We start from the raw sequence: 20525 nt of genomic DNA, 5'->3' as shown, positions 1-20525 counted from the left end.
CGAATACGCTCGGTCCCATCGGCGCGGAGACACGCCCGCGCCCCGACGAGAGGTGCGAGTGTGGTGCAGGAGATCGCGATCCGAGTCCGCCTGCGTGAGCAGGAGCGTCTGGGCCTGGGGGAGTACGAGCGCATCGTCGGCTCCGTGGCCACCGTCGCCGCGCTCATCCCGTGGTTGCCGGACCCCGAGGCGAAGCTCGTGCTCCGCGGGCGCGGTGCCGAGCCGGTCCGTGTCGAGACCGTCACCTACGGGGCGGTGTTCGAGATGCTCGTCGTCCTCGACCAGCGATCGGCGGCCGTCGAGCGGGCCGCGGCCGTCGTCGCCGCGCTCATCGAGTCCGTCCGGCACGAACGCGTCGCCGACGACGTCGCCGGTGTCGCCGGGGAACTCGACCGCCTCGACCGTTCCGCGCCGCGGGGTCGCTCGGTCGCGGAACGGTCGCTGCGGACGCTCCTCGAGGGGGCTCGCGTCGACGTGCTCGCGCGTCGCACGACGACCCGGGTGCGTGCTGCGCAGGGGCTGCTCCGACTGGCGGAGGACGGCGCCGAGCTGATCGTCGAGCGTGTGGACGACGCGCTCGCGCCCGTGGTCGAAGAGCAGGTGGTCGACGTCGCGGCGGACACGGGGGCCGCGGTCGTGGTCGAGCCGGTCGACGGCGTCGTGGACGACGAACCCGCGCCCCGATCGGAGTCCGCGGCACCGGAGCAGCCGGCCGAGACCCAGGCCGAGGACCAGGACCGCAAGAAGAAGTCGGACAAGAAGAAGGACAGCAAGAAGAAGTCGGACAAGAAGAAGTCCGACAAGAAGGACGGCAAGAAGAAGTCCGACAAGAAGAAGGACAGCAAGAAGAAGTCCAACAAGAAGGACGGCAAGAAGAAGTCCAGCGGGAAGTAGCCTGAGGGATTGTACAGGGAAATGTTTCCACCTCGTTAAATAATCCGGCGAGACTCCTGTCCGGTGCCATTGTCGATGCACGCGCTCCCCACGATCGCGGGGCTCGCGTCACTCGACAGGAGCAACAGTGGCAACAACGACGACACAGGCGCTGCCGGACTCCGGCCTGAAGCGCAACGTCGGCTTCATCGGCCTGATCTGGGCATCGACCGGGTCCATCATCGGATCCGGGTGGCTCTTCGGCTCGCAGGAAGCCCTGAAGACGGCGGGTCCCGCCGCGATCATCTCGTGGCTCATCGGCGGCGTGGCCGTCCTCGTCCTCGCGCTCGTGCACGCCGAGCTCGGCGGCATGTTCCCGATCGCCGGCGGCACCGCGCGCTTCCCGCACATCGCCTTCGGCGGCATCGCGGGAGCGTCCTTCGGCTGGTTCTCGTGGTTGCAGTCCGTGACCGTCGCTCCGATCGAGGTCGAGGCGATGATCAAGTACGCGCAGCACTGGCAGTTCGCGCACCCCTGGCTCCACACGGTCGTCGTGAACGGCGAGACGCAGCAACTCCTCACCGGGTCGGGCATCGCGGTCGCGATCGTCCTCATGGCGGTCGTCACAGTGGTCAACCTCCTGAGCGTCCGCATCCTCGCGAACACGAACTCGGCCGCAACCTGGTGGAAGGTCGCCATCCCCCTGCTCGTCATCATCGTGCTGGCGTTCAGCGGCTTCCACGGCAGCAACTTCACGGCAGCGGACGGGTTCCTCCCCGGTGGTGCGAAGGGCATCCTCGCCGCCGTGTCGACGTCGGGCATCATCTTCGCGTTCCTCGGCTTCGAGCAGGCCGACCAGCTCGCCGGCGAGGCGAAGAACCCGAAGCGTGACATCCCGCGTGCCGTCATCGGGTCCGTCGTCATCGGCCTCGTGATCTACCTGCTGCTGCAGGTCGTGTTCCTCGGCGCGCTCCAGTCCGGCGCGATCCAGGGCTCGTGGGCGACCGCGGACTTCACGAAGTACACCGGCCCGTTCGCCGACATCGCCATGGCGGCCGGGATCACCTGGCTCGCGGTGATCATCTTCATCGACGCGATCATCTCTCCCGGTGGCACCGGCCTGATCTACGTCACGGCGACGACCCGCATCTCCTACGGGCTGAGCCGGAACGGGTACTTCCCGAAGGCGTTCGAGTGGACGACGAAGGCCGGCGTGCCGTGGGTCGGTCTGGTCACCGCGTTCGTGGTCGGTTGCGCCTGCTTCGCGCCGTTCCCGTCGTGGCAGGGCCTCGTCAGCCTGATCACGAGCGCGTCCGTGCTCATGTACGCCGGCGCACCGCTGGCACTCGGGGCGTTCCGGAAGCGCATCCCCGAGATCGAGCGCCCCTACCGCATGCCGGCCGCGGCGGTGTTCTCACCGATCGCGTTCATCGTCGCGAACCTCATCATCCTCTGGACCGGGTGGGACACTGACTGGAAGCTCGGCGTCGCGATCCTCATCGGTGCCGTGGTCATCGTCCTGAACAACGTGTTCCGCGGTGCGTCGAGCGTCCGGCCGCGCTGGGACTGGAAGGCGGCGCAGTGGCTGCTGCCCTACCTGATCGGCATGGGGTTGATCGTGTTCCTCAGCGACTTCGGGCCGCTCAAGAACCCGGTGTTCCCGCTGTGGGTCGACATCGTGGTGGTGGCCGTCTTCTCGCTGGTGATCTACTACTGGGCGGTCAACTCGGCGAGTTCCCGTGAGGAGATCCTCCGCACCGCCGAGGACGTCCGTGAGGTCGAGGAGTCCAACGTGGTGGAGCCCGTGCGCCACTGACCCCGGGACGGGAAACGCGCGCGTTCCGACGTCGCACGTGTCGATCGACACGAGCCTCGTCGGAACGCGCGCGTTTCGTCGAGCAGGCCTGCCCGGGTCGAGCAGGCCTGCCCGGGTCGAGCAGGCCTGCCCGGGTCGAGCAGGCGGCGCCCGTCAGAAGTCGAACAGGTTGCCCCGGATCCCGCCGTCGCCGTACTCCCGACGCAGAAGCCCGCGCTGCCGGAGCACCGGGACGAGGTCGCCGAGCATCCGGTACACCTGCGCCGGGTGCAGGTCGCCAGAGAAGATGAAGCCGTCGTTCTCGGCGTCCGCGCCGAGTTCCTCCACGAAGTCGCCGAACTCGTCCGCCGTGCCGACGAAGCCGTCCCGGGTGCTGATCCGGCCGAGTCGGGCCTTGCGGGTCAGCAGCTCCCGGAGCGGCGCGTGCGGGGTGTCCCCGACGAGGCCGCGGATCGTGCCGGCCGAGACGTGGTCGCCGAAGGTCCCGGCGGGGATCGGCCCGTCGAGGTCGAGCGAGAGCAGGTCGGTCTCGGAGTCGCTCGACCACGCGACCGCGGCGGCGCGCAGGGCCTCGTCGGTCGGGTGCGCGGAGGCGGCGACGATCCGGTCGGCCTCCTCGGGCGAGGACAGCACGACGGGCTTCAGCACGAAGAGCACGCGGATGTCGTCGGCGGAGCGGCCGGCGTCCGAGGCAGCCGTGAGCACGCGGGAGCGGTAGTCGCGGACCGCCGCCGCGGACAGGGGCGCGAGGGCGAGCTGCACGTCGGAGTGCGTTCCGGCGAACCCGAGCCCACGGCCGGAGCCGCCGGGGGAGACGATCACCGGGTCGCTGTCGAGGGGGAGCGCGTTGAGCGGCCCGTCGGCGGTGAAGTACGCGCCCTCGTGGTGGAACGCGTCGAGCGCGTCGCCGTTCGCGAAGTGCCAGTCGGACGGGTCCCCGACGTAGCCGGCACCCCCGTCGGAGCCGTGCGACCCCCACGAGTGCCAGAGCCGACGGACGAGCTGCAGCCACTCCTCGGCTCGGTCGTACGCGGCGTCGTGCGGCAGCGGCGCGAGGCCGGCGTGCCGGGCGCTGCCGGTGTCGGTCACCACGTTGAGGCCGAACCGGTCGCCGGAGAGGTGCGCGAGCGTGGCGGCCTGTCGTGCGGCGAGGTACGGCGGCGTGAACCCGGCGTTGATCGTCGGCGCGATGCCGATGTGCGAGGTCGCGGTGAACAGGTACGGCGCGAGCAGCAGCGGGTCGTGCTTCGGTCCGCCGTACGCCTGTCGGATGCGCAGGTCGAGCGTCGAGGGGTTGCCGAGCGAGATCGCGTCCTCGGCGATCACGAGGTCCATGCCGGCCTGTTCGAGCGCACGGACGGACTGCTGGTAGAGGTCCGGCTTCGTCCAGTCGTGGCCCCAGTGCCAGTCGTCCCGACCCCATGCCTGCGGACCGAACCCGCGCGAGAAGAAGTACCCGAAGTGCTGTAGGTCCGCCATGCTCAGACCTCCTCGGCGATGACGTGCCCCTGCGGGACGGTGTGCGCGAGCGAGGCAGCCTCCGAGGCGGGGTCGACCCGTGCGTCCAGGCCGGTGTGCCGTGCGCTGTTGACGGAACCCGCACGGATCGCGGTGAAGCCGCGGTCGAGGTCGCGGACCAGGTCCGCGACGTCCTCGATGCCGACCGACAGCCGGATCAGGCCGTCCCAGATGCCCTGCTCGGCGCGTTCCTCGGTCGTGCGGCCGGCGTGGGTGGTCGTGGCGGGGTGCAGGATGAGCGACCGCACGTCGCCGAGGTGGGTCATCCGGCTGAACAGCTGCACGGCGTCGATGAAGGTGCGTGCGGCGGCTTCGCCGCCGGCGAGCGTGAACGCGAAGACGGAGCCGGCTCCGCGCGGCAGGTAGCGCTGGGCGAGGTCGTGGAACGGACTGGAGGCCAGGCCTGCGTGGTCGACGCTCGTCACCTCCGGCTGCTGGTCCAGGTACTCCGCGACGGCCAGCGCGTTCGCGCTGTGGCGTTCGACACGGAGGCTCAGCGTCTCGATGCCCTGGCGGAGCAGGAACGCGTTGAACGGCGACGGCGTGGGGCCGATCCGGGATGCGATGACGTCCCGCGCGTACACGACGAACGCCCGGCTGCCGAAGCGCTCGACGTAGCTCTGCCCACCGAGCGACCGCTCCGGACTCGTCAGGTGCGTCCACCGCTCGGGTGCTGCCGACCAGTCGAACGTGCCGCCGTCGACCACGACGCCGCCGAGCCCGGCGCCGTGTCCCGAGAGGAACTTCGACGCGGAGTGCACGACGATGTCCGCGCCGTGCTCCACCGGCCGCACGAGGTACGGGGTGGCGAGGGTGTTGTCGACGACGAGCGGCACACCCGCCCGGTGCGCGACGTCGGCCACGCCTGTGATGTCGAGGACGTCGTTCTTCGGGTTCGGGATCGTCTCGGCGAAGAACGCCTTCGTGTTCGGCCGGACCGCGGCGGCCCAGGCGTCGAGGTCGCGGGCGTCGGCGACGAAGTCCACCTCGATACCGAGTCGGCCGAGGTTCTGCAGGAGCAGGCCGCGGGTGCCCTCGTAGATGCTCCGCGCGCTGACGACGTGGTCGCCGGCCTGCAGCAGCCCGAGGAACGCGACCGTCGCTGCCGCCTGGCCACTGCCGACCAGGATCGCCTCGGCGCTGCGCTCGAGCAGGGCGATGCGGCGCTCGACGTCCGCGTTCGTGGGGTTGCCGAGGCGGGTGTAGGTGTAGCCGTCGTCCGTACCGGCGAAGCGGTCGCGGGCCTGGTCGAAGTCGTCGAAGAGGAACCCGGAGGACATGTGGATCGCGGGCACCCGTGCGCCGTGCGCGGCATCGGGCACGAAGCCGCCGTGCACCTGCTCGGTCGCGAAGCCGTGCTCGGTCGGGTGGCCGTGCTCCTCGTTGCTCATCGTTCCTCCACCGGTCGTCGGGTGTCGGTACCCTCGCACGCCGCGCTCGGTGGACAGGCGATTGCTGCGGTTGGTTACGACCGGAGGTCCAATCGGTCCGAGCCGTCGGGGCGGCGCCGCGGGACCTCTGCCACGCTGGGGGCATGCTCCACGACGACGTCGACCTGGTCCTCCGCAACGTCCGACCCTGGGGTGGTGACCCGTCCGACGTCCTCGTGGCCGGCGACCGCATCGCCGCGGTGGTCCCGACCGGCTCGTCGGCGCCCGAGGGAGCCGCCGTCGTGGACGGGTACGGCCACCTCGCGCTCCCGGGGCTCGTCAACGCCCACGCGCACGTCGACAAGAGCTGGTGGGGTCGGCCGTGGGAGTCCTACGGCGGAGAGGCCGGCACCCAGGGCCGCATCGCCCACGAGCGGGCCCGGCGGGACGCCCTCGGCATCCCGGGCGTCGACGTCGCCACGCGAGTGCTGCGCGAAGGGCTCCGGACCGGTACCACCCGGGTCCGGACGCACGTCGATGTCGACCTCGGGGTCGGGCTCCGCGGCATCCACGCCGTCCGTGCGGCCGCGGAGGCGCTCGACGACGCCGTCGAGGTCGCCATCGTCGCGTTCCCGCAGGACGGGGTGCTCCGTCGGCCCGGTGTGCTCGACCTGCTCCGTCAGGCGGCGCTCGCCGGTGCAGAGCACATCGGTGGGCTCGACCCGTCGCTCATCGACCGCGACCCGGTCGGCCAGCTCGACGGCCTGTTCGCCATCGCCGCCGACACCGGCTGCGGCATCGACCTGCACCTCCACGAGCCGGCCGAGCTCGGAGCGTTCGCGTTCGACCTCGTGCTGGACCGAGTCGAACGCGACGGGATCGCGCCCGGGAAGGTGAACATCGCGCACGGTTTCGGGATCGTCGACGTGGAACCCGTGCGGCGGCGGGACCTGCTCGCCCGGATGGCAGGACTCGGCGTGACGATGACCACCGTGGCACCGGTGCGGATGCGCCAGCTGCCGTTGCACGAGTTCGACGCCGCCGGGGTCCGGTTCGGCCTCGGCACCGACGGGATCCGCGACCTGTGGAGCCCCTACGGTGACGGGGACCTGCTCGGGATCGCGTGGCAGTACGCCCGCGCCGGGGGCGTCGTCCGCGACGAGGACCTGCTGCGGGTCGTGGAACTCGCGTCGCGGGACGGCGGGGCGTTCGTCACCGACGAGGTGCACGACCTCGTGGCCGGGGCGCGGGCGGACGTGGTGCTCGTCGATGCGGAGAACCCGATGGACGCGCTGGTGCGGCGGGTCCCGCGGTCGCTCGTCGTGGCCGGCGGGCAGGTGTTCGACCCCGTGGCGCTGGAGCAGCACCCCTGGGAGTGAGGCGCGTCGGGCGCATGGGGCGGGGTGATCAGCCGGCGCTGGCGGCGTTGCGCGCCGCGTCGCGTGTGGCTTCACTGGCGGCATGGCGCGCGGCGTCGCGTGCGGCTTCGCGTGCGGCGAGGAGCCGGTGAGGGAACGTCGACGGCAGGGCGTCCGGCAGGTCATCGACGCGGAACCACCGGACGTCGTCGCTCTCGTCGCTGACCGCGGTCACGCTCGACGGGTCGACGAGTGCCACGAACCCGACGTCCCAGTGCGCCGTGCACACCCCGAAGCCGCTGTGGAGGTCGTGCCGGTCGACGTCGACGACGCGGCCGTCGAGCAGCTCGAGGTCGGCGATGCCGGACTCTTCGCGGGCCTCGCGGCGGGCGGTGTCCGCGAGGTCCCGGTCGTCGGGTTCGGCGTGCCCGCCGACCTGCACCCAGAAGCCGCCCTTCCGGTGCAGGCAGAGCAGGGTCTGGCCGAGGTCGGGGGAGAACACGAAGCACGACGCCGTCAGGTGCTCGGGACCGCCCTCGCGCCGGAGTGCCGCGTCACCGTGCTCCGCCACGAACCGCCGTGCCGCGACGACCCCGGGGGCGTCGTCGTCGGTGCGGGCGAGGGTGGTGGTGACGTCGGCGAGGCGCATCGACCCATCGTCGCAGGTCGGGCGGGCGGGTGCCGTCGGGTGCTGTGGGCCGTGTCTCGTCGGGCCCGCAGCGCGGAACGGCTGCGACGAACCACGTGTCGATCGACGCGTGGTTCGTCGGGACGCGCGCGTTTCGTGGACTCCTCCGTGCCGCGCCGCCCAGCCCCGACCGCGTCAGAACAAGGCGCGGACGCCCGCGGCGACCGTGGCCCAGGACTCGGCGAGGGGGACACGGGCGAGCCACACGGCCACGCCGTTCACGACCACGAACAGGACGAACCAGAGCGACGCCGGCACCCGCATCTCCGCCGCGGCGATGTGGAAGTCCGTCTGCACCCGGGCACCGGTGAGCAGCCACCGAGCGACCTGCGCCACCGACCGCAGCCCGTCGACCACGAAGAGGGCGCCGACCGCGGCCACGACGAGCACGGTGAGGTCCGACGGGCGGACGGCCACCCACAGCGCGAGCGCGTCGAAGCCGACCACCACGAGCAGCCCGAACCAGTTCCGCACGAACAGCAACGCGACGATCCCCACGACCCCGAGCACGGCGACCGGCAGCCACCGCGACCCGTGCAGGACCCCCGTGACGAGCAGCACACCCGCCCAGAGCGGCGCGCTGTAGCCCGCGTACAGGTTGAGCACCCGCACGAGCCAGCGGATCGCGCCGGGCACCCGTCCGAGCTGCACCCAGGCCTCACCGGAGCCGTCCGGGTGCAGGTCGATGCGCCGGATCTGCCCGCCGAACGGCACCACCACGACGACGTGTCCGACCTCGTGCACGATGGTCGCCGCGATGCGTGCCACCCGCCCCACGACGGGCACGAACGGCAGGACGGCGCCGACGAGCAGGGCGACGAAGACGAGGGGCGGGGCTGCGGTGGTCAAGCGACCAGCATGACAGCCCCGCCGCCGAGGAGGCCGAGGATCAGCCGAGCGACGGTGATCAGGGCGAGAGCACCCAGGCGACGACCACCACGGTGGCGATGATCGTCAGCCCGGCGAGGACGGCGAGGAACACCGTCAGACGGTTCACGGGCCGGTGCCTGGCTATTCGACCGTCACCGACTTCGCCAGGTTCCGGGGCTTGTCCACGTCGCACCCGAGCTGGAGGGCGAGTTCGCGCGCGAGCATCTGCAGCGGCACGACGGCCTCGAGCGGACCCCACGGCGCGGTGCTCGCACCCCAGGTCAGCCCGCTCGACGCCCGACCCGCGAGCGCCGGGATGTCCGAGCCCTCACCGCCGATCGTGATCACGAAGCCGCCGCGGGCACGGACCTCGGCGATGTTCGCCTGCAGCCGGTGCTCGCCGTGGTCGACGACGACGACCGGGGTGCCCTCGTCGACGAGCGCCAGCGGGCCGTGCTTCAGCTCGCCCGCCGGGTACGCCTCTGCCCACCGGTAGCTGAGCTCCTTGAGCTTCAGGGCACCCTCCGCCGCGTACGCGAGGCCCTGACCACGCCCGAGGAACAGGAAGCCGGACGCCTCCCGGACGCTCGCGACGAGGAGGGGGATGCGGTCGGCGGCGATCGCCGCGGCGTGCTCCACCCGCCCGGGCAGCTCGGACAGCTCGCCGACGAGCGCGGCCGCACGGGCGGTGCCGATCCGCCCGGACGCGACCATCGCCGAGATCATCGCCGCCACACCGACCACGACCTGCGCCGTGAACGTCTTCGTCGCCGCCACACCGATCTCCGGGCCGGCGTGGCAGTCGAGCACCGCGTCCGCCCGACGGGCGAGCGACGAGTGCAGGTTGTTCGTGAGGGCGAGCACCGGGTGCCGGTCGTCGAACCGGTCGAGCGCCCGGAGGACGTCGGCGGTCTCCCCGGACTGGCTGATCGCCACCACGAGCGTCCCGGCGCCGAGCACCGCCTGGTCGGCCTCGCTCGCCACGACGATGTCCGTCGGGACCCCGCCGATGCCGCGCAGCGCGGTGGCGATCACGTGCCCGGCGTTGAGGGACGTCCCGCACGCCACGATCGCGAGCCGGTGGAACCCGGGCAGCCCGAGACCCACCCACATGCTGCCGTCGACGGCACGCCGCGCGACCCGCTCGAGGATCGACGACACGACGGAGGGCTGCTCCTCGATCTCCTTCGCCATGTGGTCCGGGTGGTCGCCGAGGTCGAGCGCCGTCGCGGCGAACGGGGACGGCGTCGGGAACGGCACCGGCACCGTGACGCCACCGGACGACCACGTCCACGCCTCGCCGAGCTCGACGACGTCGCCGTCCCGCAGCGCCACGAACGTCTCGCACCACTCCGCGATGGCGCCGACGTCGCTCGCCACGAAGTCGCCACGGGCCGACCGGGCGACCACGAGCGGGGAGCGGTCCGCGGCGACGACCATCCGACCGTCGCGGGCGTCGAGCACGACGACGGCCCACGACCCCTCGAGCTGTGCGGTCGCGATCTGCACCGCGAGCATGAGGTCCGGGTCCACCGCGAGGGCTCGTTCGACGAGATGCGCGATGACCTCGGAGTCGACGTCGGACCGGAACACGTGGCCCTGACGCTCCAGGGTCGCGCGCAGTTCGTCGGCGTTCTCGACGATGCCGTTGTGCACGACGCTCACCCGGCCCCCGCAGTCAGCGTGCGGGTGCGCGTTCGCCTCGCGGACGGCACCGTGGGTGGCCCAGCGGGTGTGGCCGATGCCGACCCCGGTGAGCGCGTCGCCCGAGCGCGCGGCGACGAGCGTCCGGAGATCGCCGACGCGGGACACCGACCGGATCGTCTCGGTACCACCGGAAGCTGTCCGGACCGCGATGCCGGCCGAGTCGTAGCCGCGGTACTCGAGGCGTTCGAGACCGTCGAGCAGGTATGGGCTCGCGTCGTCACTGACGCGGGCCGCGATGATGCCGCACATCGGGCGTCCCTTCGGGTCGGGCACTGCTGGGGGATCGGCACCGACCGCCGTCGGGTCTGCCGCGCGCTCGGTCCGCCGGCTCGAGGGCCGCCGCCCGTCCCCGGATCAGGCGAGGACGGACGACGGCGGTCTGGTGAGCCGACGGTTCGGGTACCGAACGGGGTACCGCGGTCGGGCTCCCGGAGGAGCACGGCGGTCGGTGCAGGAGAAGCGTCACCCGCGCGTGGTGGCCAGGGCAACCATGTCCGGCCGCTCTTGCGGTTCCCCGCGCGGCGACCGCACCGCGCGTGCGGCCGTGCGGAACCCCGCATCCGGGGGTCACTCGCCCCGGCGCGGCGCACGCAGACGACGGACGGGAGGCCCGGTACCAGCTGGTACCGGGCCTCCCGTCCGTCCTGTGGTCGCGTCACGACCGCGCGGTCACCTCGATCAGGTGAGGAGCGCGACCAGGTGCGAGCGCGACCGCGCACCCACCTTGCGGTAGATCTGCGTGAGCCGCAGCTCCACCGTCCGCTGCGACATGAACAGCGACGAGGCGATCTCGCGGTTGCGGTACCCCTCGGTCACCTTCTGCACGACGGCGCGTTCCTCGGCGGTGAGCGACGTGAAGGCCGCCGACGCGTCCGGGGCGCTCCGCGGCGTCCCGGGGACGGGCCCCGAGGCCGTCGGACCCGACCGGACCAGCGACGCGCCGAAGGACGGCATAGCGACCGACGGAGCCGGCGTGACGAGTGGTCGGCGCAGGCCCGCCGCCTCGTAGGCGGCCGCAGCCGCCGCACCGAGGCGCGGACGCTCGGTCGGTGTCCCGACCGCGGCCAGTGCTGCGAACGTCCGAGCCCGCTCGTACTGCGAGTCGTGCGGCTGGAACAGTTCGAGCGCGCGGCGACGTGCGGTCTCCCGCGTCGTGTCGTCCGCGACGAGCGCCAGGCTCCTCGCGAGGACGAGCGCACCCCACCGCGACGGTCGGGCGTGGTGGTCCGCCGCGAGGCGGGCCGTGATCGCCCGGGCGTCGTCGACCCGACCGAGGCGCACGTACGCCTCCACCAGGTCACCGAGGTGCCGGAGCAGGACCGGGTTCCGCAGCGGGCGGCCGATGGCGTCGGCGGCCTCGAGGGCCACCGCCGCCTCCTCGAGCCGGCCGTCGAGCAGCAGCACCTGGCCACGCAGGGCGTGCAACTTCGCCGTGGCGCCCCAGAGCCGGTTCGTCGACCGCTGTGCCAGGCAGGCGTCGAGGACGTCGAGCGCCTCCGCGGAACGACCCTCGGCGAAGTGCCGCCACGCGATCGCGATCACCCGCGACGGCTCGCGCAGCCGCTCCGCCGCCGCCGAGCCGGCCTCCCACACGTCGATCGCGCGGAGCGCCTGCCGGAAGTTCCCGGAGCGCACCTCGTTGTCGGCGGACAGGTACCGCGCCGCCTCGGTCCACACCAGGGGCGTCTGCGGCCCCCGGGCGAGCACCAGGGCGAACACCCGACGTGCGCTGCGGTAGCGCTCGCCGAGGCTCAGGGCGTGGGCGAGGAGGAGCAGCGCCGGGTCGGACATGCCGAGCAGCACGGTCGCCGAGAGCCCGTCGTGCAGCTCCGCGTCGGCCGGGAGCGTCCCGTCGACGGCCGCGATCACGTCACGGGCCGTCGACGCGATCTCGAGCGTGTGCGGCGAGGCCGTGTCGAGGTACGGCTCGGCTCGGTGCAGGAGGTCCCGCGCCTGGTCCAGCTCCCACACCTCGGCGCGGAAGCAGGCCACCGTGGCGAGCAGCCCCGCGACGGCGTCCGTCTCGGCGGGGTCCGTCGTGTCCGCCGGGACGAGCAACTCGTCGGCGTGCACGGCGTCACCGCTGAGGAACTCGACGGAGTACTGCAGGCGCAGTCGTCGGACCTCGGTGACGGTGGTGCGGAACGGACGGATCGCCGCGAGGTACCGCGCCGCGCCGCTGAGGAGCCGGTTCGCCAGCATGACCTCGGCCACGCCGAGCAGCGCCTCGTGCTCGTCCTCGGTGCCGCCGCCGACGAGCAGGGCTCGTTCGGTGAGCGCGGTCGCCGCGGTGGTGTTGCCGTCCACCACGTACGACCGGGCCGCCCGGAGCAGGGCGACGGCGTCGGGGACGTCGTCGACGAAGCTCCGGTGCCAGGCGTGGGCGCGCTGGTCGGTGTCCGCGGTGATCGCCGCGAGGGCGGTGTGTGCCGCACGGCGGTCCCGGGAGGCGGTGCCCCAGTACAGCGACGAGCGCACGAGCGGGTTCGTGACCGACACCTGCTGGCCGCGCACCGTGACGAGCCCCGCGTCGGCGAGGTCGTCGATGGCGTCGCGGTCCCACCCGGTGGTGGTCGCGGTCGGCACGAGGGCGAGCCGAGCGAGGACGTCCAGATCGCGTCCCGCAGCGGCGTCGAGCACGGCGGAGGCGATCGCTTCCGTCGTCTTCGAGGGGCGGAGCGGCAGCACGAGCGGCTCGGTGCCGTTGAGCTGACCGCGGCTGAGGCCGGCGAGCTGCTCGCGCAGGACGCCGGGGTTGCCGCCGGTCTCCTGGGCGAGGACCGCCAGGACGCCGTCGTTCGCGTCCTCGGCGGCGGTGGTCCGTGCGAGGGTGAGCGAGTCGTCCTCGCTGAGCGGCTCCAAGCGCAGCGCTGGGAGCGCGGCGAGCGGGCCGTCGGCGGGGACGGTGCGGACGGACGCGACCACCCGGAGCGCGGTGCCGGCCAGTCGACCGGCGAGGAACGCGATGAGCTCCTGGCTCTCCGTGTCCATCCGGTCGAGGTCGTCGATGAGGACGACCGTCGGCGGCAGGGTCAGCGTGTGCACGGCTTCGAGGAAGTCGTGCGCAGCGGCGAGCCCGGCGCGGGCGGGGGCCTGGCCACCGGTGCTGCCCGCCTGCAGGAGGTGGGCGATGTGCGCGGTGGCGCGGGGGTCGTCCAGGGCGGTGAAGAGCGCGGTCACGCCGGCCAGGGGCCAGTGGGACTCACTGCCGTTCACACCGACGCGGACGACGGGGAGGGAGACGCGGTGTGCGACCGCGTCGAGGACGCTGCTGCGCCCGGAACCAGGGTCGCCGACCACGACCATCGCCGACTCCCGGGGGAGCATGGCGAGGGTCGCGATCCGGTCGACCTCGAGACGGCGACCGGTGAGTGCCATGACTCACCGGCTCCCGGGTACGGGGACGGATGCAGCGACGGACGGGCGCGCAGAGGCGGAGCGGTCGAGGACGCGGAGGGAAACCGCGCGACGGACCGGTCGTGGGAGAGCTTCGTGGTTGGAATGCGGACGACGAGTGAGGGTGCACTCGGTTCCGCTCGGGAACGATGATGTCATCGTCTGTATCACCCCTCGGGTTAGGGTCTTCGACGAACTGGCACCGGGTCGCGCTCCGTGCCGGATCTAGGGAATCCGAGACGTCACCTGACCTGGCGTCCCGTTGACAGTAACCCAGGTGCGGCCGAGGTGGACCGGTCGTTCGCGGACATTTCACCCCCCCGCGTGTCCCCAGTCCGGGGGGCGGTACCCCCGTGGTGGGGAGCGAGCGCCGGGGCGTGTGGTACGGCAACGGGGTACAGCATCGTCCGCACCCGGCGTGCCCGGATCAGCGGGGTACGCGGGCTGTTCCGGCCATGGCGTCGAACCGGTTCGACAGGTCGTGCGTCGGTGGGGTACGCGCGGGTATCGAGTGACGCACCCGGACGAGGGGGGTGTCCGACCGCTCCGACCGGAGGGGCGTGTGCGTTCTCCGGATCGTCCGGCGGCGTGTCAGCGTCGGAGGAGCTCGACCACGGCGTCGTGCACGAGGCCGTTCGTGGCGAGCGCGCTGCCGTGCCAGGGTCCGGGATCGCCGTCGAGGGAGGTGAACCGGCCGCCGGCCTCCTCGACGATGGGGACCAGCGCGGCGATGTCCCACGGCTTGAGGTCCGGTTCGCCGGCGACGTCGAGGACACCTTCGGCGACCATCATGTACGACCACATGTCGCCGTAGGCCCGGGTGCGCCAGACCGTCCGGGACAGCGCGACCAACGAGTCCAGCCGGTCGTCCTCGTCCCACTGCTGGATGCTGTTGTAGCTGAGGCTCGCGTCGCCGAGCTCGTCGACGCCGGAGACGCGGAGCGGTCCGTCGAAGGAGTGCGCGCCGAGCCCCTCGGCGGCCCACCAGCGCTTGCCGAGCGCCGGCGCGCTCACGACGCCGAGGACCGGTCGACCGTCCACGGCGAGGGAGATGAGCGTCGCCCACACCGGCACGCCCCGGAGGTAGTTCGCGGTGCCGTCGATCGGGTCGACCACCCACTGCCGGTGCCCTTCGCTGACCGCGTCGGCGCCGGTGTCCGCCGTGGTCTCCTCACCGAGGAAGGCGTCGTCCGGCCGCTCGGCGGCGAGTCGCTCCCGCAGGGCACGCTCGACCGCCTGGTCGGCGTCCGTGACGTGCGTGCTGTCGGCCTTCTTCGACACGTGCAGGTCGGCAGCGCGGAAGCGCTCGAGGCTGATCGCGTCGGCGGTGTCGGCGAGGGAGCGGGCGAAGTCGAGGTCGGCGCTGAGGTCCACGCGACGAGCGTAGCGTCCGCCCGGCAGGCCGTTCAGGCGGCGACGACCTCGTCCTCCTCCTGCGCGGTCACGACGCGTTCGCGGGCGATGCGGGTGCGGCGGGCGACCAGGCCGTGCACGACGAAGCACAGCACCACGGCCACGACCAGCCAGAGCGCCAGCACGAGCATCGGCCGACCGACGGACGCGTCGGGGAAGTACTGCAGGGCCTGCGCGACCTGGAGCCACGCGGCTCCGCTCCAGAACGTGTTGAGTGCGGCGAAGAAGCCCGGCTGGAACGCCGGCTGGAAGATGCCGCCGGAGCTCGTGAAGTTGAGCATGACGAAGAGCATCGTGAGGATCGGGGTCGTCCACCGGCCGAGCACCGGGTGCAGGCCGACGCCGAGCGCCACGATCACCGCGTCGTAGAGCCACGCGACGAGGAAGACCTCCCACCGGTGGGTCGCGACGACGCCGTACACCGGACCGGCGACGACGACCCCGATGCCGGCGACGACGCCCGCGGTGGCGAGTCCGACCACGGCCGTCCAGACGCCCCGGAGCTTCGTCGCGACGGCCGCGACGGCGATCGCCGAGGCGTACCCGCCGACACTGAGGCCGACCAGCAGGAAGAACAGGCCCTGCCCGGTGGAGTCCTGCGCGCCCGCGGGCACGACGTCGACCACGCGGAACGGCAGGTGCTGCCCGTACGCGATCGGCAGGAACACCTTCTGCGCGGCGGTGGCGGTCGTCTCGGACGCGGCGCTCGAGACGTAGAGGGTCGCACCGGTGCTCGTCGGGGCGTAGACGGCGGCGAGCTCGCGGTCGCGGACCTGCCGTTCTGCCCGCTCGGTGTCCGCGACGACGTGCGCGACGAGGGCGCCGTCCGAGCGGTCCGTCACGGTCTGGGCGAACACCTGCGTCGCGGCGCCCTCGCCGACGATCCCGACCGGGAGGTCGTGCGGCGTCGGGGCGTGGAAGGCGCCGAGGTACGCCAGACCCATGCCGGCGGCGAGGAACAGCGGGACGAGGATGTGCGAACCGAAGTGGCGCAGCACCGCGCCGAGGCCCTTCGGGCGCCACACGCTGTCCGGTCGGGGGTGGTGGACCCTCGGGGCGGCGTGGGTCGCGCTCGACGAGGCGTAGTTGTACTTTGCAACTTCAGACACAAGAGGCAACGATACACCGTTGTCGGCGCGGCGCATCGGGAGTCCAGGGCACCCCGCGGGCCTGGCGCCGAACGGCCACGACGCCCCGCGACCCTGGTGCCGAGCGGTCACGACCGGTCGATGTGGCGTCGACGGAGCGACCGTTGGTGACCGCGCGCCGGACCCGAGCGGGGAGTCGTGACCGCGCCGGGACGGAGGGAGCGTGCCCAGCGCGCCAGCCCGGTCGCGGTGGGCTACTCCTGCCCGGGGTCCTCCGCGCCCATCCCGGTCAGCAGGGCACGGAACGAGTCGAGCCGCTCGACCCCGGTCGGCCCGAGCTCGCCGTCCGCCACCCGGTCCACGATCTCCCAGTCGTGCGCCTGCGACAGGGGGATGCCGTCGACGGGCTCCCGCACGGGCACCGCGTGGGAGGCGAACGCCCGGAAGACGTTCGCGGGGTCGACGTGGCCGAGGCCGAACGACCGGACGCCGGGGGTGTCGATGATCCAGCCGCCGTCCCGCACCCGCAGCGCGATCGAGGACGACGACGTGTGGCGCCCGCGTCCGGTCACGGCATTGACGTGCCCGGTCGCACGGGTCGCGCCGGTGATGGCGTTCACGAGCGTCGACTTCCCGACGCCCGAGTGCCCCACGGTGACGGTGACCCGGTCGTCGAGGACCTCGTGCAGGGCGTCGAACGGCACGTCGTCCGAGCGGCTCGTGACGATCCGCAAGGAGAGGCACGCGAAGTGCTCGAGGAACGGCGCCGGGTCGGCCAGGTCCGTCTTCGTGATGCAGAGGATCGGGTCGAGTCCCGCGTCGAACGCCGCCACGAGGTAGCGGTCGATGAGTCGGGTCCGCGGCTCGGGGTCGGCCGCCGCCACCACGACGAGCATCTGGTCGGCGTTGGCGACGATGACGCGCTCGACCTCGTCGGTGTCGTCGGCGCTGCGACGGAGGAGCGTGGTGCGGTCGGCGACCTTCACGATGCGCGCGAGCGAGCCCGGTTCGCCGGACAGGTCGCCGACGAGGGAGACGTGGTCGCCCGTGACGACCGACTTCTTGCCGAGCTCCCGCGCCTTCGTGGCCGTGATCACCCGCTCGTCCGCACCACCGGAGCCGACCAGCACGCCGTACCGCCCGCGGTCGACGTTCGTCACCCAGCCGACCGGCGCGTCCTCGTACGTCGGCCGGACCTTCGTGCGCGGCCGGTTGCCCTTCGGGTTCGGCCGGATGCGGACCTTCGACTCGTACTGTCCGTACGGCTCGTCGTCGTCCGTGTCGTCGCCGTCGACGTCGTCCCACCAGCTCACGGGGTCACCCCGCCCGCGGGCGCCGACCGGGTGTCGCTGCCGGACGCCACGAGCGACGCCCACAGCTCGGGGAACTGGGGCAGGGTCTTCGCGGTCGAGCCGATGTCGTCGACGGCGACGCCGTCGACGACGAGGCCCACGACCGCGCCGGCCGTGGCCATCCGGTGGTCGTCGTACGCGGCCCAGTCGGCGCCGTGGAGGGGAGCGGGCTCGATCCGGAGGCCGTCATCGAGTTCGCGCACCGCGCCTCCCGTCCGGTTCAGGTCCGCCGCCAGCGCGGCGAGGCGGTCCGTCTCGTGTCCACGGAGGTGGCCGATGCCGGTGATCTCGCTCGGCGCGTCCGCGAGGGCCGCGAGCGCGACGAGCGCCGGGGCCAGCTCGCCGCCGCGCGTGAGGTCCAGCTCGACACCCGGCAGGGAGGCCCCACCCGCGACCCCGACGCCGCCGTCGAACACGAGGTCGTCGCCGTCCCGCGTGACGGTCGCTCCCCACAGCGGCAGGAGCGTCTCGAGGTCGGCACCGACCTGGGTCGTCTCGGTCGGCCAGGTGCGGATGCGGACCGTGCCGCCCGCGACGAGGGCGGCGACTGCGAACGGCGCGGCGTTCGACAGGTCGGGCTCGATGGTGACGTCGCGCGCGCCGATCGGGCCGGGGTGCACGACCCACTCGCCGACGGCGGGCTGGTCGACGCGCACGCCACGGGCCCGGAGGACATCGACCGTCATGTCGATGTGCGGCAGGCTCGGCAGTCGCTCGCCCGCGTGCACGAGGTGGAGGCCCTCGGTGAAGCGCGGCGCCGACAGCAGGAGGCCGGAGACGAACTGCGACGACGCGGACGCGTCGATCGTGAGGGAGCCGCCGCGGACCGTGCCCGTGCCGGTGAAGGAGAACGGCATCGCGCCGTCGCCGTCGTCGGTGACGTCGACGCCGAGGTCGACGAGCGCACGGATGATCGCGCCCATCGGCCGCTTCCGCGCGTACGGGTCGCCGTCGATCGTGACCGGTCCGGTGGCCAGCGCGGCGAGCGGTGGCAGGAAGCGCATCACGGTGCCGGCGAGGCCGCAGTCGAGGCGGACGTCGCCGTGCATCGATGCCGGGGTGATCCGGAGGTCCGGGCCGTACGGGTTCGGCACACCTGGTGCGCCGTCCGACCCGGGGGCGACCTCCTCGATGCCCACCTCCTCGATGCCGACGCCCAGCTGCCGGAGCCCGGCGATCATCAGGGCCGAGTCGCGCGAGTGCAACGGCAGGCGGATGGTGGACGGCCCGTCCGCGAGGGCGGCGAGCACGAGCTCCCGGTTGGTCAGCGACTTCGACCCGGGCAGCGCGACGTCGCCGCGCAGCGGACCGCGCGCGCGGGGGGCGGTCCAGGGGGCGGGGGCCTGGTGGGAATGCGTCGTGGCAGCCATCGGTTCACCAGGGTACTGAATCCACCGGGAGGACCATTGGCGACAGCAACCCTGACGCGCGAGCGGACGCACCTGCCCGTCGCGGTCACCACGCTCGGCCTAGACTCGGCCGTGATGACCACCGACGAACCGCAGGCAGCACCGCACGACGTCGCGGGACCGGACGACGTGGCGGCTCCGCACGACCTGGTCGAGGAGACCGAGGCGCAGCTCGACGCGGTCCAGGACGAGGACGAGGTCCTCGCCGACGAGACGACCGTGTCCGAGTCGGAGCTCCGCGCCCTCTTCGAGACGCAGGCGCTGCCGTTCATGGACCAGCTGTACGGCGCGGCGATGCGGATGACCCGCAACCCCGCCGACGCGTCCGACCTCGTGCAGGAGACCTTCGTCAAGGCGTTCGCGGCCTTCCGGCAGTTCCGGCAGGGCACGAACCTCAAGGCCTGGCTGTACCGGATCCTCACGAACACGTTCATCAACACGTACCGCAAGAACCAGCGGAACCCGTACCAGGGCACCATCGACGAGCTCGAGGACTGGCAGCTCGGCGGCGCGGAGAGCGTCACGCAGTCGATCTCGGCGCGCTCGGCCGAGGCGGACGCCATCGACCACCTGCCCTCGTCGGCGGTGAAGGACGCCCTGCAGGCGATCCCCGAGGACTTCCGCATGGCCGTGTACTTCGCGGACGTCGAGGGCTTCTCCTACCAGGAGATCGCCGACATCATGAAGACCCCCGTGGGGACGGTCATGAGCCGACTCCACCGTGGCCGCCGCCTCCTCCGGGGGCTGCTGGCGGACCACGCCCGTGAGACCGGCATCGTCCCGGACGCAGCGTCGACGGCGACGATGCGCGGACGCGGCCGGAAGCCAGTTGCGACCTCGGGTCGCGTCGAAGGGAAGGAAGCACGATGAGCGGCTGCGACTGCTCGAAGGCCAAGGCGGAGCTCGAGGAGTTCCTGCACGGCGAGCTCTGCCGCGAGGACGCGGCGGACATCCGCGAGCACATGGAGGACTGCGAGGACTGCACGAGCGAGCACCGCGTCGGCGTCGTCCTCATCGAGACCGTCCGACGTGCCTGCAAGGAGACCGCTCCCGAGCAGCTGCGCGCCGAGGTCCTCGCCCGCATCCGCGTGGAGCAGGCGACGCACTGACGCTGGTCGGCGGCGCGGCGGCCGGCCTGCGAGCCCGGTCAGCGTGTCGTCACACGCCGTCCGTGCTCGGTAGGGTCGCGACATGACCCTTGCTGTCGAGTCCGTCACCACCTGGTCCGACGCCGACGTCGCCGACGTCAGCGCCCTCGTCCGCCTCCTCGGCCACGAGGTCGACCCGGACGACATGCGCTCCCGGCTCGAGCGGCTCACGCCGGCGGCCGGGCACCGCACATGGTTGGTGCGCGGTGAGGACGGGCGAGCGGTGGCCGTCGCGGGAGCGCAGGTCACGTGGGCGTACGCCTCGGACGAGCCGACGGCGCAACTGCTGCTGCTCGTCGTCGACGACTCGGCCAGGAGGCACGGCACCGGTTCGGCGCTCCTCGGCACGTTCGAGACGTGGGCAGCCGAGCAGGGTGCGCGTCGCCTCAGCGCGGTCAGTGCGGCCGCGACGGACAGCGCGCACCGCTTCTACCAGAAGCGCGGGTACCACGAGGCCGGAGTCCGGTACACCCGCATCGTGTGAGGTCGGACCGACCGGACAGGGCGAGGGCGGCCGCG

General features: G+C 72.6%; 16 protein-coding genes. 6 read left to right on the top strand and 10 right to left on the bottom strand.

The window, feature by feature from the left end; translation table 11 throughout:
• Window positions 1-60 precede the first annotated feature (60 nt).
• Both ACIPYW_RS14335 and ACIPYW_RS14330 read left to right on the top strand, forming a co-directional pair.
• On the top strand, window positions 61-894 hold the full coding sequence (locus ACIPYW_RS14335; protein WP_400414639.1) for a hypothetical protein: 834 nt from the start codon (window positions 61-63) through the stop codon (window positions 892-894).
• Between the two features lie 127 nt (window positions 895-1021).
• The gene (locus ACIPYW_RS14330; protein WP_400414636.1) at window positions 1022-2689 is read left to right on the top strand and encodes an APC family permease; all 1668 of its coding nucleotides are present in this window, start codon (window positions 1022-1024) and stop codon (window positions 2687-2689) included.
• Between the two features lie 153 nt (window positions 2690-2842).
• On the opposite strand, the gene ACIPYW_RS14325 is transcribed toward ACIPYW_RS14330, so the two are convergent.
• Together ACIPYW_RS14325 and ACIPYW_RS14320 are read right to left on the bottom strand one after the other, a co-directional pair.
• Window positions 2843-4168 (bottom strand): LLM class flavin-dependent oxidoreductase, encoded by a 1326-nt coding sequence (locus ACIPYW_RS14325; protein ID WP_400414635.1) that lies wholly within the window; start codon window positions 4166-4168, stop codon window positions 2843-2845.
• 2 nt (window positions 4169-4170) lie between these two features.
• Window positions 4171-5598: an O-acetylhomoserine aminocarboxypropyltransferase/cysteine synthase family protein gene (locus ACIPYW_RS14320; protein ID WP_400414632.1), complete on the bottom strand. Its 1428-nt coding sequence runs from the start codon at window positions 5596-5598 to the stop codon at window positions 4171-4173.
• Between the two features lie 143 nt (window positions 5599-5741).
• Between ACIPYW_RS14320 and ACIPYW_RS14315 the strand changes: the two genes are divergently transcribed.
• Window positions 5742-6956: a cytosine deaminase gene (locus ACIPYW_RS14315; RefSeq protein WP_400414629.1), complete on the top strand. Its 1215-nt coding sequence runs from the start codon at window positions 5742-5744 to the stop codon at window positions 6954-6956.
• A 28-nt stretch (window positions 6957-6984) separates the two neighbouring features.
• On the opposite strand, the gene ACIPYW_RS14310 is transcribed toward ACIPYW_RS14315, so the two are convergent.
• From ACIPYW_RS14310 to aroA, 8 genes are all read right to left on the bottom strand, one after another.
• Window positions 6985-7584, bottom strand: coding sequence for an NUDIX hydrolase (locus ACIPYW_RS14310; protein WP_400414627.1), 600 nt, complete (start codon window positions 7582-7584; stop codon window positions 6985-6987).
• Between the two features lie 174 nt (window positions 7585-7758).
• Window positions 7759-8472: a M50 family metallopeptidase gene (locus ACIPYW_RS14305; protein ID WP_290131498.1), complete on the bottom strand. Its 714-nt coding sequence runs from the start codon at window positions 8470-8472 to the stop codon at window positions 7759-7761.
• A 162-nt stretch (window positions 8473-8634) separates the two neighbouring features.
• Window positions 8635-10449, bottom strand: coding sequence for a glutamine--fructose-6-phosphate transaminase (isomerizing) (gene glmS / locus ACIPYW_RS14300; RefSeq protein ID WP_400414624.1), 1815 nt, complete (start codon window positions 10447-10449; stop codon window positions 8635-8637).
• A 429-nt stretch (window positions 10450-10878) separates the two neighbouring features.
• Window positions 10879-13578, bottom strand: coding sequence for an AAA family ATPase (locus tag ACIPYW_RS14295; RefSeq protein WP_400414621.1), 2700 nt, complete (start codon window positions 13576-13578; stop codon window positions 10879-10881).
• Between the two features lie 609 nt (window positions 13579-14187).
• Window positions 14188-14970: an inositol monophosphatase family protein gene (locus tag ACIPYW_RS14290; RefSeq protein WP_400414618.1), complete on the bottom strand. Its 783-nt coding sequence runs from the start codon at window positions 14968-14970 to the stop codon at window positions 14188-14190.
• Between the two features lie 32 nt (window positions 14971-15002).
• Window positions 15003-16118: a hypothetical protein gene (locus tag ACIPYW_RS14285; RefSeq protein WP_400414616.1), complete on the bottom strand. Its 1116-nt coding sequence runs from the start codon at window positions 16116-16118 to the stop codon at window positions 15003-15005.
• Window positions 16119-16351: 233 nt separating this feature from the next.
• Window positions 16352-17410 (bottom strand): ribosome small subunit-dependent GTPase A, encoded by a 1059-nt coding sequence (gene rsgA / locus ACIPYW_RS14280; RefSeq protein ID WP_058727084.1) that lies wholly within the window; start codon window positions 17408-17410, stop codon window positions 16352-16354.
• Window positions 17407-18819: a 3-phosphoshikimate 1-carboxyvinyltransferase gene (gene aroA, locus ACIPYW_RS14275; RefSeq protein WP_400414612.1), complete on the bottom strand. Its 1413-nt coding sequence runs from the start codon at window positions 18817-18819 to the stop codon at window positions 17407-17409. Before aroA ends, rsgA begins: the two co-directional genes overlap by 4 nt.
• Window positions 18820-18933: 114 nt before the next feature.
• On the opposite strand from aroA, the gene ACIPYW_RS14270 reads away from it, so the two are divergent.
• The 3 genes from ACIPYW_RS14270 (at window position 18934) to ACIPYW_RS14260 (ending at window position 20490) form a co-directional block, all read left to right on the top strand.
• Window positions 18934-19728, top strand: coding sequence for a sigma-70 family RNA polymerase sigma factor (locus ACIPYW_RS14270; RefSeq protein ID WP_290131505.1), 795 nt, complete (start codon window positions 18934-18936; stop codon window positions 19726-19728).
• Window positions 19725-19967 carry a zf-HC2 domain-containing protein gene (locus ACIPYW_RS14265; protein ID WP_058727081.1) on the top strand — a complete coding sequence of 81 codons (243 nt, stop codon included), beginning with the start codon at window positions 19725-19727 and terminating at the stop codon, window positions 19965-19967. The genes ACIPYW_RS14270 and ACIPYW_RS14265 overlap by 4 nt, the downstream gene beginning before the upstream one ends.
• Window positions 19968-20049: 82 nt before the next feature.
• Window positions 20050-20490 (top strand): GNAT family N-acetyltransferase, encoded by a 441-nt coding sequence (locus ACIPYW_RS14260; protein ID WP_400414609.1) that lies wholly within the window; start codon window positions 20050-20052, stop codon window positions 20488-20490.
• Window positions 20491-20525: the final 35 nt, after the last annotated feature.

The organism is Curtobacterium sp. NPDC089689, assembly GCF_044749145.1.
Taxonomy (GTDB): Bacteria; Actinomycetota; Actinomycetes; order Actinomycetales; family Microbacteriaceae; genus Curtobacterium.
This window is presented reverse-complemented; position numbering and strand designations above follow the sequence as displayed.